At 70.8% G+C, this 16,044-nt stretch carries 19 protein-coding genes; 6 read left to right on the forward strand and 13 right to left on the reverse strand.

From position 1 onward, the window contains the following. Positions 1-64: 64 nt before the first annotated feature. Positions 65-556, reverse strand: a complete 492-nt coding sequence (locus GH747_RS09360; protein ID WP_149769281.1) for a hypothetical protein — start codon at positions 554-556, stop codon at positions 65-67. Next, positions 553-1,857 (reverse strand): MFS transporter, encoded by a 1,305-nt coding sequence (locus GH747_RS09365; protein ID WP_149769282.1) that lies wholly within the window; start codon positions 1,855-1,857, stop codon positions 553-555. The genes GH747_RS09360 and GH747_RS09365 overlap by 4 nt, the downstream gene beginning before the upstream one ends. An 87-nt stretch (positions 1,858-1,944) precedes the next feature. On the opposite strand from GH747_RS09365, the gene GH747_RS09370 reads away from it, so the two are divergent. The 3 genes from GH747_RS09370 to GH747_RS09380 all read left to right on the forward strand — a co-directional run bounded on the left by GH747_RS09370 (position 1,945) and on the right by GH747_RS09380 (position 3,191). Further along, entirely contained in the window at positions 1,945-2,610 is a 666-nt protein-coding gene (locus tag GH747_RS09370) for an RNA polymerase sigma factor (protein ID WP_149769283.1), read from the forward strand. Continuing rightward, the gene (locus GH747_RS09375; RefSeq protein WP_149769284.1) at positions 2,588-2,830 is read left to right on the forward strand and encodes an anti-sigma factor family protein; all 243 of its coding nucleotides are present in this window, start codon (positions 2,588-2,590) and stop codon (positions 2,828-2,830) included. The genes GH747_RS09370 and GH747_RS09375 overlap by 23 nt, the downstream gene beginning before the upstream one ends. 184 nt (positions 2,831-3,014) lie before the next feature. Then, a complete protein-coding gene (locus GH747_RS09380) occupies positions 3,015-3,191 on the forward strand; it encodes a hypothetical protein (protein ID WP_153816619.1) in 177 nt (58 codons plus the stop codon). A gap of 124 nt (positions 3,192-3,315) precedes the next feature. Here the strand turns inward: GH747_RS09380 and GH747_RS09385 are convergent, their stop codons facing one another. From GH747_RS09385 to GH747_RS09415, 7 genes are all read right to left on the reverse strand, one after another. Continuing rightward, positions 3,316-4,185, reverse strand: a complete 870-nt coding sequence (locus tag GH747_RS09385; RefSeq protein ID WP_149769285.1) for an Fpg/Nei family DNA glycosylase — start codon at positions 4,183-4,185, stop codon at positions 3,316-3,318. Between the two features lie 3 nt (positions 4,186-4,188). Then, a complete protein-coding gene (locus GH747_RS09390; protein WP_149769286.1) occupies positions 4,189-4,665 on the reverse strand; it encodes a ribose-5-phosphate isomerase in 477 nt (158 codons plus the stop codon). 49 nt (positions 4,666-4,714) lie between these two features. Then, positions 4,715-5,617 (reverse strand): alpha/beta hydrolase, encoded by a 903-nt coding sequence (locus tag GH747_RS09395; RefSeq protein ID WP_149769287.1) that lies wholly within the window; start codon positions 5,615-5,617, stop codon positions 4,715-4,717. Between the two features lie 234 nt (positions 5,618-5,851). Beyond that, the gene (locus GH747_RS09400; RefSeq protein ID WP_149769288.1) at positions 5,852-6,457 is read right to left on the reverse strand and encodes a DsbA family oxidoreductase; all 606 of its coding nucleotides are present in this window, start codon (positions 6,455-6,457) and stop codon (positions 5,852-5,854) included. Positions 6,458-6,516: 59 nt separating this feature from the next. Beyond that, positions 6,517-7,656 carry a glutamate--cysteine ligase gene (locus GH747_RS09405; RefSeq protein ID WP_149769289.1) on the reverse strand — a complete coding sequence of 380 codons (1,140 nt, stop codon included), beginning with the start codon at positions 7,654-7,656 and terminating at the stop codon, positions 6,517-6,519. Positions 7,657-7,679: 23 nt separating this feature from the next. Beyond that, the gene (locus GH747_RS09410) at positions 7,680-8,129 is read right to left on the reverse strand and encodes a hypothetical protein (protein WP_149769290.1); all 450 of its coding nucleotides are present in this window, start codon (positions 8,127-8,129) and stop codon (positions 7,680-7,682) included. 33 nt (positions 8,130-8,162) lie between these two features. Next, the gene (locus GH747_RS09415; RefSeq protein WP_149769291.1) at positions 8,163-8,606 is read right to left on the reverse strand and encodes a DUF3224 domain-containing protein; all 444 of its coding nucleotides are present in this window, start codon (positions 8,604-8,606) and stop codon (positions 8,163-8,165) included. Between the two features lie 66 nt (positions 8,607-8,672). On the opposite strand from GH747_RS09415, the gene GH747_RS09420 reads away from it, so the two are divergent. Then, complete coding sequence (locus tag GH747_RS09420; protein WP_149769292.1) at positions 8,673-9,476, forward strand: helix-turn-helix domain-containing protein; 804 nt, start codon at positions 8,673-8,675, stop codon at positions 9,474-9,476. Positions 9,477-9,830: 354 nt separating this feature from the next. Continuing rightward, positions 9,831-12,374, forward strand: a complete 2,544-nt coding sequence (gene pepN, locus GH747_RS09425) for an aminopeptidase N (RefSeq protein WP_149769293.1) — start codon at positions 9,831-9,833, stop codon at positions 12,372-12,374. Positions 12,375-12,398: 24 nt separating this feature from the next. On the opposite strand, the gene GH747_RS09430 is transcribed toward pepN, so the two are convergent. The 4 genes from GH747_RS09430 to GH747_RS09445 form a co-directional block, all read right to left on the reverse strand. Then, entirely contained in the window at positions 12,399-12,923 is a 525-nt protein-coding gene (locus GH747_RS09430; protein ID WP_149769294.1) for a PH domain-containing protein, read from the reverse strand. Between the two features lie 10 nt (positions 12,924-12,933). Next, positions 12,934-13,089, reverse strand: coding sequence for a hypothetical protein (locus tag GH747_RS09435; RefSeq protein WP_153816620.1), 156 nt, complete (start codon positions 13,087-13,089; stop codon positions 12,934-12,936). A 144-nt stretch (positions 13,090-13,233) separates the two neighbouring features. Further along, entirely contained in the window at positions 13,234-14,190 is a 957-nt protein-coding gene (meaB, locus tag GH747_RS09440; protein ID WP_149769295.1) for a methylmalonyl Co-A mutase-associated GTPase MeaB, read from the reverse strand. A 37-nt stretch (positions 14,191-14,227) separates the two neighbouring features. Next, on the reverse strand, positions 14,228-15,418 hold the full coding sequence (locus GH747_RS09445) for an acetyl-CoA C-acetyltransferase (RefSeq protein WP_149769296.1): 1,191 nt from the start codon (positions 15,416-15,418) through the stop codon (positions 14,228-14,230). 165 nt (positions 15,419-15,583) lie between these two features. Between GH747_RS09445 and mce the strand changes: the two genes are divergently transcribed. Further along, positions 15,584-16,021, forward strand: coding sequence for a methylmalonyl-CoA epimerase (gene mce / locus GH747_RS09450; RefSeq protein ID WP_149769297.1), 438 nt, complete (start codon positions 15,584-15,586; stop codon positions 16,019-16,021). The last annotated feature ends 23 nt before the right edge of the window (positions 16,022-16,044 follow it).

Genomic DNA, 16,044 nt, shown 5'->3' on the forward strand with positions numbered 1-16,044 from the left:
CCCGTCCTGCGCCGCGAGCCGTGCCCTGTGCCGCCCGGCCCGATCCAGGCGGCACAGTCCGTTCTCAGAGCTTCGGCGTCCCGGCCAGTCCCCAGGACTGGTTGCCGAGGCCGTCGTCGTTGACGTTGTACGTCACCGTCCCGTCCGCGGTGTTGCCCGAGATGTTCGTGTACGGACCCAGCGTGCACGTGTACGAGCCCGACGTGTTGCCGATGTTCGTGACCTCGCACGTCTTGCTCTTGACGATCGAGTCGTTCTGCTCGATCCGCACCTGCACGGCGAACTTCTCCCACTTGCCGGAGCCGGACTCGCCCCAGCTGACGCGGGCGTAGGCGCGCTTGATCTCGTTGCTGCCGCCCGAGCCTCCCCAGCTGCGCACGAGGCACAGCTCGACCTTCACGTCAGCGTTGAAGCCGGTCGTCGGGAACTCCTTCGCGCTGGTCTTGCACCGGTAGTCGTCGGCGCTCGCAGGGCTCGCGAGCGCGGTGACGCCACCGGCCGTGACCGCTGCCACGGCCGTCGCCGACGCGAGCGTGCGCACCAGGGTGTTCCTCATGGATGGTTCCCTTCTGTCGGAGTGCCGATCGGGATCGACCGACCGTTCGACCCTAGGGAGGACGCGGGGTCATCCTCCATCGAATTCTCTGCACGGTGAGAACGCGGCTCCCTGACGGCGATCCAGCACATCCCGGCCCCGATCGCGACGAGCAGCCCCACGACCAGCCACCCGGCGACCGACGGCCCGTGTGCCTCGGCGACCCAGCCGAAGACGAGCGCCGACGGGAGGAACGTGAGCCAGGTCGCTGTCCCCACCCCCGACGCCACTCCTGCTCGCACAGCCGACGGCACGGCGTCGTGCAGCCGTTGCGAGAGGTGGATCCCGACCACGACCAGCGCCATCACCAGAAGCACCTGCGCGGCCACGACCTGGGGGACGGCGTCGCCCTGCACCAGCACCAGTGCGGCACCGAGCATCACCGCCGTGACGGCCAGGACCATCCGTACGCGGGCGAGCGCGAGGCGCCCGGCCAGCAGCCCGCCGAGGCCGAGGGTCGCGGTCATCGCGGCCCAGTAGGGACCGTAGAGGAAGGCGGAGACCGACAGGGCGACGAGCCACAGCGGACCGAACTCGAACAGCAGCTGGACGACGGCGCCACCGAGCGCACCGACGACCACCAGCAGCCTGACGTCCGGGTGCCGCGTCACCGTTCGCAGGGTCACCGCGACATGCTCCCGCAGCGGCTTCGGCGCCTCCGAGCGGTGCAGGCGCGGCTCACGGAACCGGAGCAGGGCGACCACGGACAGCGCCGCGAAGGGCACGGTGGCGAAGTACGTGACTCGGGGCGAGGTCGCCCCCGCGAGAACGCCGCCGGCGACCGCACTCGCGACGTACGCCAGGCTCTCCACGAGCCGGAGCCGGCCGATCCGTCGCTCGAACCCTTCCCCGGCTCCGGTCTCCTCGAGAACGGTGTCGTAGACCATCGAGTCGACGGTGCCCGAGTACATCGCGAAGTAGACGCCGAGGAACAACGCACTCACCACGTAGCCCACCACGCCGTTGCTCAACCCGCCGAGGAGGCTGCACAGCAGCAGCGCCACCGCGGCGACGACCAGGACGCCGCGGCGGCTCCACCGGTCCGCGAGCACTCCCGACGGGATCTCCAGGAGAGGGACGACGGCGGCGTACGCGGCTGCCATGAGCCCGATGCTGGCAGCCGTGAAGCCGATGTCGACCATGAAGAGCTTCTCGATCGGCACCCACAGGAGCGTCCCCTGGAGGGCGACCGCCAGGTGCAGCGGGCGAAGGCGCCGCCGCAGCGCGGAGTCGGCCGTACGGGTGGTGCGCGTCTTCCTCATACCGTTCAGAGACACGAGCCCGCCAGACGTTACGCGCACTCGAGACCGGCGAGAGATCCGTACGCCCGGGCTAGGGTGAGGTCGACCATGTCTTCCCCGCCGTCGCACCCCCTGCCCGCGGACGAGATCCTCGTCGCGCAGCTGCTCGCGGGCGACGAGGCGGCCTTCACCCTCGTCGTGGACGGATGGTCGCCCGGGATGCGCCGCGTCGCGCGCACGTTCGTGACCTCCGACGCCTCGGCCGTCGAGGTGGTCCAGGACGCGTGGCTCGCCGTCGTCACGTCGCTGCCCGGCTTCGAAGGGCGCTGCCGCCTGCGGACCTGGGTCTACCGGATCCTGGTGAACGCGGCGCGACGTCGCGCCAGCCAGGAGGGCCGCATCCTGCCGATGGGCAGTCTCGAGGGCGAGGACGCCGGCCCCGTGGTCGGCGCCGCACGCTTCCAGGGGCCCGAAGACCCGTACCCCGGCCACTGGCGCGCCTTCCCGGACGAGTGGCCGGAGCAGGCGCTGGCGTCGGCCGAGCTTCGCGACGTGGTCCAGGAGGCGGTCGCTCGGCTGCCGCACCGTCAGCGGGTGGTCATCACGCTGCGCGACATCGAGAGCTGCGACAGCGCCGAGGTCTGCGACCTCCTCGACATCACCCCTGGCCACCAGCGCGTGCTCCTGCACCGCGCACGCGCATCCGTGCGTGACGAGGTCGCGGCATACTTCGAAGGAGGAGGTGGCTCCGATGCGCATCGATCAGTGCCGTGACGTCGTCGAGCTCGCGACCGCGTACCTCGAGGACGCACTGCCGCCCGAGGAGGCCCGCGCCGTCGAGGCGCACCTGGCGGGCTGCCCCGGCTGCACGACCTACGTGGACCAGATGCGCCGGACGGTCCGCGAGCTCGGCAGCCTCGAGGACGACCCGCTGCCCGCCGAGGTGCGCACCGCCCTTCTCGAGGCCCTGAGAGATCGCCGCCGGACGACCTGAGATCGGGCGAATTTACCCGAATGTCACTCGCAGATAACGCCGACGCCGACCGGGGCGCCTAGTGTCGGTGGTGTCGGATCGAGATCACGCATCCACGAACCGGCACTCACAACGCGGCGCCTGGCCCGCTTGGCAGGGAAGGCGGACCAGGCGTCGCGTCGGCCGTTCTCCTCGGAGGTTCGCGATGAGTCCCCTCAATCTCGCCTGGCAGGTGGCCGCCTCAGGCCTCGCACGTTTCGCTTCCACCGACGTCTCCCGTGCCAACGCGCTCGGCTCCGCCAACGAGCTGGCCGCCGCGCGTCGGGAGCGCGAAGAGATCAGCGCGATGCTCGCAGCACGCGCGCTCCCCGACCTGAGCTGACCCGTTCCCAGTACCAGCAGCGCCGTTTGCCACGCCCACCACGCAAACGCCTGCCGTGCACCGGATATTCGCGGTGCACGGCAGGCGTTTGCGGTGGGAGCGTGGCAAACGGGCCGGCCAGCGATCAGCCGCGCACGGGCGTACGACGTCGGCTCCGCGGCTGGCACCGCGGGCACCAGAACAGGTTGCGGCCCGCCACGACCTCCGTACGCACCGGGGTCTCGCACACCAGGCACGGCTGATGCGTGCGCCGGTAGACGTAGACCTCTCCCCCGTGGTCGTCCTTGCGTGCCGGCCGACCCATCGCCTCGGGCTCGTGCTCCGGACGCACGGTGTCGATCCGGTTGTGCAGGACCCCGTACGCCATGAGTCCGACGAGATCGCCCCAGACCGCGTCCCACTCCGCGCGGCGGAGGAACCGCCCCTCCATGAACGGGTCGAGCTGGTGCCGGAACAGGATCTCGGCACGGTAGACGTTGCCGACACCAGCGAGGACCGCCTGATCCATCAGCAGAGCGGCGATCGAGACGCGTGAGCGGTTGATGCGCCGCCACGCGCGGTCAGGATCGGCGTCGTCGCGAAGCGGGTCGGGCCCGAGCCTGGCGACGTACGCGGCCTGCTCCTCCGGTGTCAGCAGCGTGCACACGGTCGCGCCTCGCAAGTCTGCCCAGGACCGCGCCGACTCGAGACGCCACCGCACCTGGCCGACGACCGGTCGGGCACCGAGGTCTCCGACGCCGCCCGTGCCCGGCGGCGACTCGTGGACGGCGAGACCGCCGATCAGGCCGAGATGGATCCGCACCTGCTCCTCGACGCCGGCGAAGGCGACGAAGAGCTGCTTGCCGTACGCCTCGGCCTTCTCCATCAGCCGGCCGTTGATGCGTGCGGCGCCGTCGACGAACCGCCCCTGCGGGCTCGACGACCACGTCGTGTCACCGGCGAAGGCAGCGTCGAGGTCGAGCGCCAGACGGTGGAGCGTGTGCCCCTCGGGCACGGGTCAGGCGTCCCCGCCGCGCTCGGCGGCGCTGCGTGAGCCTTCGTACGCGGTCAGCAGGTCGATGCGCCGGGCGTGACGCTCGTCGCCGCTGAACGGGGTCGCCAGGAACGTCTCGGCGAGCAGTGTGGCCTCGTCGATGGTGTGCATGCGGGCGCCGATCGCGACGACGTTCGCGTCGTTGTGCTGGCGCGACAGCGTCGCCGTCTCGACGGACCAGGCCAGCGCTGCCCGGACGCCGTCGACCTTGTTGGCCGCGATCTGCTCGCCGTTGCCCGAGCCGCCGATGACGATGCCCAGGCTGCCGGGGTCGGCGACGACGGCCTCGCCGGTCGCGATGCAGAACGGCGGGTAGTCGTCGAGCGCGTCGTACTCGGCGGGGCCGTGGTCGACGACGTCGTGTCCCTGCCCGCGCAGGTGGGTGACGAGGTGGTTCTTGAGCTCGAAGCCGGCGTGGTCGCAACCGATGTGAACGCGCATGCGCTCAGTCTCTCAGCACTCGGTCCCGCGACGATCAACCGCTCCAGGCTCAGCCGCCCGATGACGAGGCGAGGTCGTGCAGGGTGCCCGCCACCAGCCGGACGGCCGAGCGCGACGCGTCGAACTCCCAGGGCCGGCGCCAGAACCCGTGCGTCATCCCGAGCGCCCGCCACGCGACGGTGGGGACTCCGGCCTCGGCGAGCCGTGCGGCGTACGCCTCACCCTCGTCGCGCAGCAGGTCGTGCTCGGCGGTGATCACGAGCGCAGGCGGGAGGCCTCCGAGGTCGGCTGCCCGCAGCGGGGAAACCTCCGGGTGGGTCTTGAGCTCCTCGCTGGGGGCGTACTGGTCCCAGTACCAGTCCATGTCGGCAGTCACGAAGCCGTTCGCGGCGACGCCCTCCTCCCGGCGGGACTCGGTGTCGGCCAGCGCGTCCACAGGTGGGTAGACCAGCACCTGGTACGCGAGCGCGCCGCGGTCGCGCAGGCAGAGCCCGGCGACCAGGTTCGCGCCCGAGGAGTCGCCGAGCCCCGCGACGAGCGAGGTGTCGAGCGCATGCTCGTCGCCGTGCTCGCGCAGCCACGCCAGCGCCGTTGCGACGTCGTCGAGCGGTGCGGGGTACGGGTCCTCCGGGGCGCGCCGGTAGTCCACGGACAGGAGCGCCCAGCCGGTCGCGTTCGCGAGGTAGCGGCAGAACGCGTCGTGGGTCTCCAGGTCGTGGAAGACCCACCCGCCGCCGTGCACGTAGAGAAGGACGGGTGCGTCCTCCTCAGGCCGGTAGAGGCGCACGGGAACGCCGTCGGCGTCCAGGTCAGCGACATGGGCGACGTCGATGCGGATCGTGTCGGCGAGCGCGGCCTCTCGGTCCGCCGCGCGCTCCGCAGCCACGTCGGACGCGGCGACAGAGGTGGCGTCGTCGGGAGGGATCGCGGCACGGGCCTGAGGATGCAGCATGCCGCGATGCTAGCGCTGCTGCCCCGCCCCACGCCCCGCTGGTTCAGCACGCCCCACCACCGCTGGTCGAGTAGCGCGGAGCGCTGGCGGAGCGCGTATCGAGACCGGTCTCGATACGGCCTCGCCCAGCGGCTCGGCCTACTCGACCACCGGGGTGGAGGCGCGGTTCGGCCTACTCGACCACCGGGGTGGAGGCGCGGTTCGGCCTACTCGACCACCGGGGTGTGCGCGTGCTCAGTCGAAGATCGGCTCGCGCGTACGCGTCCGCTTGATCTCGAAGAAGCCATCCGTCTCGGCGACCAGCAGGCAGCCGTCCCAGAGCCGTCCGGCGGCCTCTCCCTTCGGAGCGGGGCTGACGACAGGTCCGAAGAACGCGATGTCGTCGATGGCGATGACCGGGGTCCCGACGTCGGTGCCGACCAGGTCCATCGCGCGCTGGTGCGACGCGCGCAGCGCCTCGTCGAACGCGTCGGAGTCCCCCGCCTCGATCAGCTCCGGCTCGAGGCCGACCTCGGCCAGCGCCTCCGCGAGGACGGTCGTGTCGAGATCGCGACCGCCGGGGTGCACGCGCGTCCCGATCGCGGTGTAGAGGTCGCGCAGGACCGCCTCACCGTGCTTCTGCGCGGCCGCGGTAGCAACGCGGACCGGCGCCCAGCCGCGTGCGAGCAGGTCGCGGTAGAACTCCGGAAGGTCCTCGGCGTCCTCGTTGAGGACGGACAGGCTCATCACGTGGAAGCGGACCTCCACGTCGCGCACCTGCTCGACCTCGAGCAGCCATCGCGACGTCATCCAGGCCCACGGGCACAGCGGATCGAACCACATGTCGACGGTCTTGGACATGCTTCACCTCTCGGTCGGGGGGCCGGCGGGGACGCCGGCGGAGCAGAAGCCTTCTTCAGTCACAACACCGGTCTACCGGCGTGCATTTCCTCGACGAGGGAGAAGGCCACGGGCTGGAGGTCGCCACCGTGTCGCCGTGCGACCTCGCGCTGTCGTTGGTACGAGGCGCCGCCGGTCAGGATCGACTCGACGTCGGCCAGCTCGGCCGTGCACCCGAGGCGCTCCGCGGTCGGGGCGAGGACCTCAAGCAACCGGCGTACGTCGGTCGTGACGAGCTCCTCGTCACCGGCGGCGTTGAGGATGAGGATCGCGTCCATCCCGTAGCGCGCCGAGCGCCACTTGTTCTCCTGCAGGAACCACTGGGGCAGGTCGGGCAGGTCCCGGCCGGCGTCGAGCTCGGTGGAGAAGTGGTCGACGAGGCACTGCGTGAGCGCAGCGATCGCGAGCAGCTCGCTCAGCGTCGGCGTACCGTCGCAGATCCTCACCTCCAGGGTCCCGAACCGTGGCGACGGCCGGATGTCCCAGCGGACCTCGCTGAAGTCGTCGATGACGCCGGTGTGGAGCATGTCGTCGGTGTAGCGCTCCAGGTCCGCCCACTCGTCGAGCCGGAAAGGCAGCCCCGCGGTCGGGAGCTGCTGGAACATGAGCGCGCGGTTCGACGCGTACCCGGTGTCCTTCGCGCCCCAGAACGGTGACGACGCCGACAGAGCCTGCAGGTGGCCGAAGTACGCGAGGACCGCCCGCATGATCGGGAGCACCTTGGCGCGGTCCTCGATCCCGACGTGCACGTGGACGCCGTAGATGAGCATCTGGCGCCCCCACCACTGGGTGCGGTCGATGAGCGTGTTGTAGCGCTCCTTGTCCGTGACCTTCTGGTGGTCCCACTGGGCGAACGGGTGCGTGCCTGCGCACATCAGCTCGACGCGCAGGGGCCCGGTGACGTCGCGGACCACGTCGATGTTGCGACGCAGGTCGCGGCCGGCGTCGGCGACCCGCTCGTGCACGCCGGACACGATCTCGACGGTGTTGAGCAGCAGCTCCTGGTGCACGTGGGGGTGCGGGGAGCCGTCAGGTCCGGCGAGGGCGTCGAGGACCGTCCGCGCAACCTGGCGGAGGTCACCCGTGTCGGCGTCGACGAGTGCGAGCTCCCACTCGATGCCGATCGTCGAGCGCCGAGACTGCGCGAAGGGCAGGGACATGGTCCCATCCTGCCGGGTGACCCTCAGGAGCGCTGTGAGGGCTCCCAAGGCGCGGGGCGTACGACGGCGACCCACACCGCGAAGGCGAGGAGGGCGACGCCGACCAGGATGTCGACGACCACGTGCGTCTGGCGCCACCACACCATGTCCGTCGCGCCCTCGACCGTGTAGTGACCGATGCCGATGAGCCCGCTGATCGAGTAGAACCCCAGCCCGACCGCGCACGCCGCCCGCCGGTGGCGGAAGAACGCGATCAGGCCGAGGACCCCGCACAGCGTGAAGACGAACCAGGACGCCGCGATCACTCCCGCGGACGGCGCCGGCGGGCCGTCCGGGCCGGGCTGCGGGTACGACGAGTAGTTCGCGACGTTGTCGATGTAGTGGATCACCGACACCACGAACGCGGCACCCACGAGTCCGAGGAGGACCCGGGTGCCGCGAGGGCGGGCGCGGGTGGTGACGTCGGCGGGCATGGTCCGACGTTAACAACGTTCGCGCTGTGCGAATCAAGCACCGAGGGAGTAGCGCAGGACGTACCTGTACCCCTCTTCGCTGTGGCCGTCGACCTCCGGCGTCCCTTCGCCGCGCAGCGTCTCCAGCCCGCCGGTCCCCATTCCCTCGACCACCTCGGCCGCGTCGGTGACGGTCATCGCGTCGTGCGAGGCACGGTGCAGGATCACGCAGGACCCCTCGTGCCCCCCGATGGATCCCGTGAACCGCTCGACCGCGAAGATCGGGGCGTCGCCGGGCTTGTAGGTCATCAGGTACTGGACGACGCCCTCGCCCTCCATGTCCCCGGAGTAGGTGTAGGTGACGGTCGCGCGGGTGACGCCGCGGTCCGGGTAGTACACGCCGTTCATCTCGCTGCCGGTGCCGTCGATGTCCTCGACGACGGACTCCTCCCAGCTCGCCACCGTGAACGTTGCCTCTGCTGTCTTGTCGTAGCTCATGCCTGGGACGCTACGAGCGCCGCGCAGCACCGTCTTGAAGGAACGCGACGGCCCTAGGCTGGGACCGTGGGTGCACGACCGGAGGCCGAGCCGAGGGGCTATCCCGAGGCCATCGTCGGGCGCGCGGAGCCGATCGACGTGCGCCGTATCGACGCGACGTCCCGCACGCCGGGAGTCGACTACCTCTGGCGGGTGCGTTGGGACGTCACCGAGCCGTACGAGCAGCGGGTCGTGCCGCAGCCGCGCCTCCACCTTGCCGCCGAGCAGGGGCGGCTGCTGGTGCACGGCGTGACGCGGCGCCCGTTCGTCCGTCGGCTGGTGGACCGCGGGCACGTGCTCGGCGCGTCGTTCACCCCTGGCGGGTTCCACGGCTACCTGCGCTCGTCCGTCGGCCGGCTGTCCGACGCCGAGGTGCCCGCCGGCGAGGTCCTCGGCCTGGACGACCGGCCGTACGCCGACCGCATCCTCGCCGCCGACGCGACCGACGACACGATCGTGGCGGCGCTGACGGACTACCTCGAGGCGGTCGGGTACGACCCCGACCCGCGTGCCGGCGAGGTCGCGGAGCTGGTCGCCGCAGCCGAGCAGGACCGCACGCTGGTGCGCGCCGACGCCCTGGCCGCCCTCGGCGGGATCAGCCTGCGCACGCTCCAGCGCGAGTTCGCGACGTACGTCGGCATCGGACCCAAGTGGGTCCTGCAGCGGTTCCGCCTGCTCGAAGCCGCGGCGGCCGCCCGCTCCGGCGACGACGTCGACTGGGCCGCCCTCGCTGCCGAGCTCGGCTTCAGCGACCAGGCCCACCTCGTACGACGCTTCACCGAGGTCGTCGGCACCCCGCCGGCGACGTACGCCCGCGAGGTGGGCGGCTGAGCGGCGTTCGACCGACCGCTGCCACCCAGGGGTGGCCTGCACCCCGTACAGAAGGACGTCGATGCGAGACCACCGCTCTAGACGGAGCTGTGGTCACCGTCCGACCTGACAGTCGCGCCGTCGGCAGTCCGCGCGATCGTCGTCGAGGGTGGTGCCCCGGGTACGGTCCAGCCGCGAGCCGCACGTTCCGGCTGTGGCTGTGGGCTCGGCGACACGTCGGCGGCCCGCCCGCCCGGCAGGGGCTCCACCGGGAAACGTCTGCCCAGAAGCGAGCGAGTCGCCAGTCGTCCGTTCGACGTGCACCGTCCTCCCACACCTGACAGCTCGTCTCAGCCCCGTGACAGGATGGGGCGCATGCCAGGAACCAATCTCACGCGCAACGAAGCGCAGGAGCGGGCAGCGCTCCTCGACGTCCACCACTACGCCATCGACCTCGACCTCACCCTCTCCGCCACGGAGTTCGCGTCGACCACGGTCGTCCGTTTCTCGTGCAGGCAGCCGGGTGCGTCGACGTTCGCGGACCTGGTCGATGCTCGGGAGCCGAAGATCTGGCTCAACGGGACCGAGGTGGACGCCTCGGCGTACGCGGACAACCGCATCGCGTTGACCGACCTCGCCGCCGAGAACGAGCTCCGGGTCGAGACCCGACTCCCCTTCTCGCGCACCGGCGAGGGCCTGCACCGGTTCGTCGACCCCGCCGACGACCGCGTCTACCTCTACACGCAGTTCGAGGTGCCCGACGCGCGCCGCGTCTACACGACGTTCGAGCAGCCCGACCTCAAGTCGACGTTCACGTTCACCATCGACGCACCGACCGGGTGGACCGTCGTCTCGAACTCCGCCACGCCGGAGCCGACCGAGGTCCGCGACGGCGTCAGCCGCTGGGCCTTCGCCGAGACCAAGCGCATGTCGACCTACATCACGGCGCTCATCGCCGGCGAGTACGACACGGTCACCGACACGTACAAGGGCGAGTACGGCGAGATCCCGCTCGGCATCCAGGTCCGCAAGAGCCTGCGCGAGCACCTCGACGACGACGAGATCTTCGAGATCACGAAGCAGGGCTTCGGCTTCTTCGAGGGCGTGTTCGAGATGGGCTACCCGTTCGGGAAGTACGACCAGGCGTTCGTCCCCGAGTACAACATGGGCGCGATGGAGAACGCCGGCGCCGTGACGTTCCGCGACGAGTACATCTTCCGCAGTCGCCAGACCCACGCCGCGTACGAGTCGCGCGCGAACACGATCCTGCACGAGATGGCGCACATGTGGTTCGGCGACCTCGTGACGATGAAGTGGTGGGACGACCTCTGGCTCAACGAGTCGTTCGCGGAGTTCGCGTCGCACCACGCCGAGGTCAACGCGACGAAGTACACCGGCGCGTGGACCGGCTTCACGAACCAGCGCAAGAACTGGGCGTACCGCCAGGACCAGCTCCCCTCGACCCACCCGATCGCGGCTGACAACTACGACCTGCACGCGGTCGAGGCCAACTTCGACGGCATCACCTACGCGAAGGGCGCGTCGACGCTCAAGCAGCTCGTCGCGTGGGTCGGCGAGAAGGACTTCTTCGCAGGCCTCCGCGCCTACTTCTCCAAGCACGCGTACGGCAACACCGAGCTGAGCGACCTTCTCGTCGAGCTCGAGGAGGCCTCCGGCCGTGAGCTCACCTCGTGGGCGAAGGAGTGGCTGCAGACCTCGGGCGTCAACACCCTGCGCCCGCGGTTCACCGTCGACGCCGACGGCGCGTTCACGTCGTTCGCGGTCGAGCAGACCGCCGTCGACGCGTACCCGACGCTTCGCCGCCACCGCATCGCCGTCGGCCTGTACGACCGCACCGACGCGGGCCTGGTCCGCCGGACGCGTGTCGAGACCGACATCGAGGGCGCGCTCACCGAGGTCGAGGAGCTGGTCGGCCAGAAGCAGCCCGATCTCGTCCTGCTCAACGACGACGACCTGACGTACGCCAAGATCCGCCTCGACGAGCGGTCGCTGGAGACGCTGACCACCTCGATCGCCGACCTGCCGGACTCGCTGGCCCGCGCGCTGTGCTGGGGCGCGGCGTGGGACATGCTGCGCGACGCGGAGCTGCCCGCCCGCCAGTTCGTGCCGATCGTGCTCGCCGGTGTCGGCACCGAGTCCGACCTCACCGCGGTGCAGACGCTCCTGCGGCAGGGCGGGTCGGCGGTCGCGCTGTTCTCGGCGCCGGACAACCGTGACGCGCTCGGTGCGCAATGGGAGCAGGGCGTCCGTGCGCTGCTCGACGCCGCGGCCCCGGGTTCGGACCACCAGCTCGCGTTCGTCCGCGCGTACGCGGGTGCTGCCGAGTCGCCCGAGTCCATCGCGTACCTGACGGGTCTGCTCGACGGCTCGGTCGCCCCCGAGGGCCTCGCGGTCGACACCGACCTGCGCTGGGCGATCGTCGCGGGTCTCGCGCGCGCCGGCGCGTTCGGTGACGCCGAGATCGACGCCGAGCTCGCCCGCGACAACACGATCGCAGGCCAGGAGAAGGCTGCCGGTGCTCGCGCCGGGCGACCGGACGCCGCCGCCAAGGAGTTCGCGTGGGACGCCGTCGTCGTCCGGGACGACCTCCCGAACGAGACGCAGCGCAGCATCGCCCGCGCGTTCCAGCAGCCGGGGCAGGGCGAGCTCCTCGCCCCGTACGTCGCTCGCTACCTCGAGGTCGCCGAGACGGTGATCGAGAAGGGCGTGTGGCGTGCGTCGGAGATCCTCGAGAGCTTCTTCCCGCGCGCCAACCCGCGCGCCGAGGACCTCGCCGCCGTCGACGCATGGCTCGCGAGCAACGCCGACCTGGATCCGACGACGCGACGCTACGTGAGCGAGGGTCGATCGGATCTCGGGCGCGCCCTCGCCGCCCAGGAGCGCGACGCCGCGGTCTGACGCCGGTGCTCCGTGGCCTCCGCCTCAGCGCGCGGGGCCACGGAGACCCGCGGCGACCAGCGCGCGCTGGATCGTACGATCGCGCTCCAGCGGGTCCGGGATGAACTTGATGTCGCGCAGACCCTGGGCCTGCGCGGCCGACTCGAACACGAAGTGGCCGTAGCCGAGGATCCGACCCAGCATCGTGCGTTCGACGGTGATGTCGAGGATTCGTGCCATCGGCATCGTCGCGACCTTCACCTCCCACACCCCGCGGATCTTGAGGACGCGGTGGTTGGTGATGACGAAGACGTCGAGGTGCTGCTCTGCCGCGCGGTACATGCCGAAACCGATCACGGCGAGGCCGACGAGCGCGAGGAACCCCGCGGCATCGATCGGCAGGACCGGGAACAGCAGGATCAGCAGCAGGCCACTCGCCGCGATCGCGTACGGCGTGACGAACACGATCCAGTGGTGACGGACGACGTCCTTGACGCGTTCACCGTCATCGAGGAGGAGATGCTTGCCGATGTTGCGGTCCGGCACCACGCGCAGGATCCGACGCAGCACCGGGCGCTCCTCAGTTCAGCAGTGACTGGAAGAACGAAGCGATCGCGCCGAGGGCGTCGACGATCCAGTTGAAGATCTGCTCCACCGCGTTGGCAGCACCGGTGGGATTCGTGAGCAGGAAATAGATCACGAAAATCACCAGGACGACCTGGATCGCCTTTTTCACCACTGCTGCCTTTCTCGGGGGCAGAATGCTGGGGCACACTCTCGGTCGTTTATAGCGGATCGCGGAGTGCCGTGTGACCAGGCGCGCCGTCGTGACCTGCATCACTTCGGCGCGCAGTCGTCGCGCGGCGCAGGGAGCGGTCGCTCAGGGCGCTTCGAGCAGGGTGCGGGCGGCCGCGAACGGGTCGCTGCGCCCCGCCACGACCTCGGCGGCGAGCGCGTCGAGCCTGCGGTCGCCGTGGACCGCCTCGAAGCGCTGCCGCAGCTCGGTCGTCGCCACCGTCTCGATCTCGTCCCGCGTACGACGCAGCCGGCGACGCCCGAGCTCTCCGGAGTCGCGGAGGTGACCGAGGTGCGCATCGAGGGCTGCGACGACCTCGTCGATGCCCTCCTCGCGGTACGCGACGGTGAGGACGATCGGGGGCTTCCATCCTCCGTCGGGGCGCTGCGTGAGCGAGAGCATCCCGCGCAGCTCACGGCGTACCTGGCTCGCTCCGTCGCGGTCGGCCTTGTTGACGACGTAGACGTCGGCGATCTCGAGGATGCCCGCCTTCGCCGCCTGGATCCCGTCACCCATCCCGGGCGCGAGCAGCACGACGGTGGTGTCGGCGAGCCTGGAGATCTCGATCTCGGACTGCCCGACGCCCACGGTCTCGACAAGGATCACGTCGCAGCCGGCGGCGTCGAGGACGCGCAGGGCCTGCGGCGCCGCCCAGGCGAGCCCGCCGAGGTGACCGCGCGTCGCCATCGACCGGATGATCACACCGGGGTCGCCGGCGTGGTCCTGCATCCGGACCCGGTCGCCGAGCAGCGCGCCGCCGGAGAACGGCGACGTTGGGTCGACGGCCAGCACGCCGACCTTCCGGTCCTGGGCGCGCAGTGCCGCGACGAGGGCTCCGGTCGTCGTGGACTTGCCGACACCGGGCGAGCCGGTGAGCCCGATGATCTGGGCGCGGCCGAGGTGCGGCGCGAGCGCGGCGCTGACGTCCGGCAGGAGCGACGACGCGTCCTCCACCAGCGAGATCAGGCGTGCGACCGCGCGCGGGTCGCCGTCGACGGCTCGGGTCACGAGCTCGTCGACGGCGACCGTACGACGTGCCATCAAGCGGGCACTCTCCTCCGTACGGCGCTGGCCGGGATCAGCTCTGCGGGACGCGGATGATCAGGGCGTCGCCCTGGCCGCCGCCGCCGCACAGCGCGGCGGCGCCGGTGCCGCCACCGCGGCGCGCCAGCTCGAGCGCCAGGTGCAGCACCACGCGGGCGCCGCTCATGCCGATCGGGTGACCCAGGGAGATCGCGCCACCGTTGACGTTGACCTTGTCGGCGTCGATGCCGAGCTCGCGCTGGCTGGCGATGCCGACTGCCGCGAACGCCTCGTTGATCTCGACCAGGTCGAGGTCGGACGGCGCGATGCCCTCCTTCTCGCAGGCCTTGACGATGGCGTTGGCCGGCTGCATCTGCAGCGTCGAGTCGGGTCCGGCGACGTAGCCGGCCGCGCCGATCTCGGCGATCCAGGTCAGACCCAGCTCCTCGGCCTTCTCCTTGGCCATGACGACGACCGCGCACGCGCCGTCAGAGATCTGCGACGCCGTGCCGGCGGTGATCGTGCCCTCCTTCGCGAAGGCGGGGCGCAGCTTGCCGAGGGTCTCGGCGGTGGTGTCGCCGCGGACGCCCTCGTCGGCGGACACGGTGACGGTCTCGCGGCGCCCCGCGATCTCGACCGGGACGATCTCGTCGTCGAAGATGCCGTTCTTCTGGGCCTGCGCGGCGAGCTGGTGCGAGCGGGCGCCGAACGCGTCCTGGTCCTCACGGCTGAGCGCGTCGACCTCGCCGTTGCGCGACTCGGTGAGCTTGCCCATCGCCTGGTCGGTCAGCGAGTCCCACAGGCCGTCGTACTCCATGTGGTCGAGGATCGTCTGCGCGCCGTACTTGTAGCCCTCGCGCGACCCCTTGAGCAGGTGCGGCGCCTGGGTCATCGACTCCTGGCCTCCGGCCACGACGATGTCGTACTCGCCGGCGCGGATCAGCTGGTCGGCCGTCGCGATCGCGTTGAGGCCGGACAGGCACACCTTGTTGATGGTGATCGCCGGGACGTCGAGCGGGATGCCGCCCTTGTGAGCGGCCTGACGGGCGGGCACCTGGCCGGCTCCGGCACCCAGGACCTGGCCCATGATCACGTACTCGACCTGGTCGCCGGTGATGCCGGCCTTCTCGAGCGCACCCTTGATCGCGACGCCGCCGAGATCCGACGCGGACTGTGACTTGAGACCACCGAGGAGCCGGCCGATCGGGGTACGGGCACCGGCCACGATGACGGACTGACGAGACATGAGAACTCCTTCGAGCGCGGGAGGCGCGGCCGGCCGAGGACGGCGGTTCGCGGTTGGCTTGCCTGCACGATACTCGCCCGTAACATCGCCGTCGCCTGCGGTGAGGAAGGTCACAGGGCCGACCAGGAGCGCTCGGCGCCGGCCATCTGGCCTAGGGTGCGTCGCATGGTTCCCGATCATCTGCTCATCGCCATCGACCACGTCGGCATCGCGGTGCCCGACCTCGACGAGGCGCTCGAGTTCTATGCCAACGTCTTCGGTCTGCACTCCGTGCACGAGGAGATCAACGAGGAGCAGGGCGTCCGCGAGGCGATGCTCGCCGTGGGCGACACCGACCAGCGCATCCAGCTCCTCGCGCCGCTGTCGGACCAGTCCACGATCGCGAAGTTCCTCACGCGCAACGGCCCCGGCATCCAGCAGCTCGCGTACCGCGTGAGCGACCTCGATGCCGTGAGCGACGTCCTGCGCAGCCGGGGGATGCGACTGCTGTACGACCAGCCGAAGCGCGGCACGTCGGACAGCCGCGTGAACTTCGTCCACCCGAAGGACGCCGGTGGTGTCCTCGTGGAGCTCGTCGAGCCCGCCGCGGACGCCGCCCACTGACCCGTACGCCGGCGCCGGACGGG

Origin of the sequence: Mumia xiangluensis, assembly GCF_010994095.1 — a bacterium.
Classification (GTDB): Bacteria; Actinomycetota; Actinomycetes; order Propionibacteriales; family Nocardioidaceae; genus Mumia; species Mumia xiangluensis.

Excerpts from the sequence above, each read along its gene's own strand:
- GH747_RS09360 (WP_149769281.1), bottom strand. The coding sequence starts at position 556 with ATGAGGAACACCCTGGTGCGCACGCTCGCGTCGGCGACGGCCGTGGCA.
- GH747_RS09365 (WP_149769282.1), bottom strand. The coding sequence starts at position 1,857 with ATGAGGAAGACGCGCACCACCCGTACGGCCGACTCCGCGCTGCGGCGG.
- GH747_RS09370 (WP_149769283.1), top strand. The coding sequence starts at position 1,945 with ATGTCTTCCCCGCCGTCGCACCCCCTGCCCGCGGACGAGATCCTCGTC.
- GH747_RS09375 (WP_149769284.1), top strand. The coding sequence starts at position 2,588 with ATGCGCATCGATCAGTGCCGTGACGTCGTCGAGCTCGCGACCGCGTAC.
- GH747_RS09380 (WP_153816619.1), top strand. The coding sequence starts at position 3,015 with ATGAGTCCCCTCAATCTCGCCTGGCAGGTGGCCGCCTCAGGCCTCGCA.
- GH747_RS09390 (WP_149769286.1), bottom strand. The coding sequence starts at position 4,665 with ATGCGCGTTCACATCGGTTGCGACCACGCCGGCTTCGAGCTCAAGAAC.
- GH747_RS09395 (WP_149769287.1), bottom strand. The coding sequence starts at position 5,617 with ATGCTGCATCCTCAGGCCCGTGCCGCGATCCCTCCCGACGACGCCACC.
- GH747_RS09400 (WP_149769288.1), bottom strand. The coding sequence starts at position 6,457 with ATGTCCAAGACCGTCGACATGTGGTTCGATCCGCTGTGCCCGTGGGCC.
- GH747_RS09405 (WP_149769289.1), bottom strand. The coding sequence starts at position 7,656 with ATGTCCCTGCCCTTCGCGCAGTCTCGGCGCTCGACGATCGGCATCGAG.
- GH747_RS09410 (WP_149769290.1), bottom strand. The coding sequence starts at position 8,129 with ATGCCCGCCGACGTCACCACCCGCGCCCGCCCTCGCGGCACCCGGGTC.
- GH747_RS09415 (WP_149769291.1), bottom strand. The coding sequence starts at position 8,606 with ATGAGCTACGACAAGACAGCAGAGGCAACGTTCACGGTGGCGAGCTGG.
- pepN (WP_149769293.1), top strand. The coding sequence starts at position 9,831 with ATGCCAGGAACCAATCTCACGCGCAACGAAGCGCAGGAGCGGGCAGCG.
- meaB (WP_149769295.1), bottom strand. The coding sequence starts at position 14,190 with ATGGCACGTCGTACGGTCGCCGTCGACGAGCTCGTGACCCGAGCCGTC.
- GH747_RS09445 (WP_149769296.1), bottom strand. The coding sequence starts at position 15,418 with ATGTCTCGTCAGTCCGTCATCGTGGCCGGTGCCCGTACCCCGATCGGC.
- mce (WP_149769297.1), top strand. The coding sequence starts at position 15,584 with ATGGTTCCCGATCATCTGCTCATCGCCATCGACCACGTCGGCATCGCG.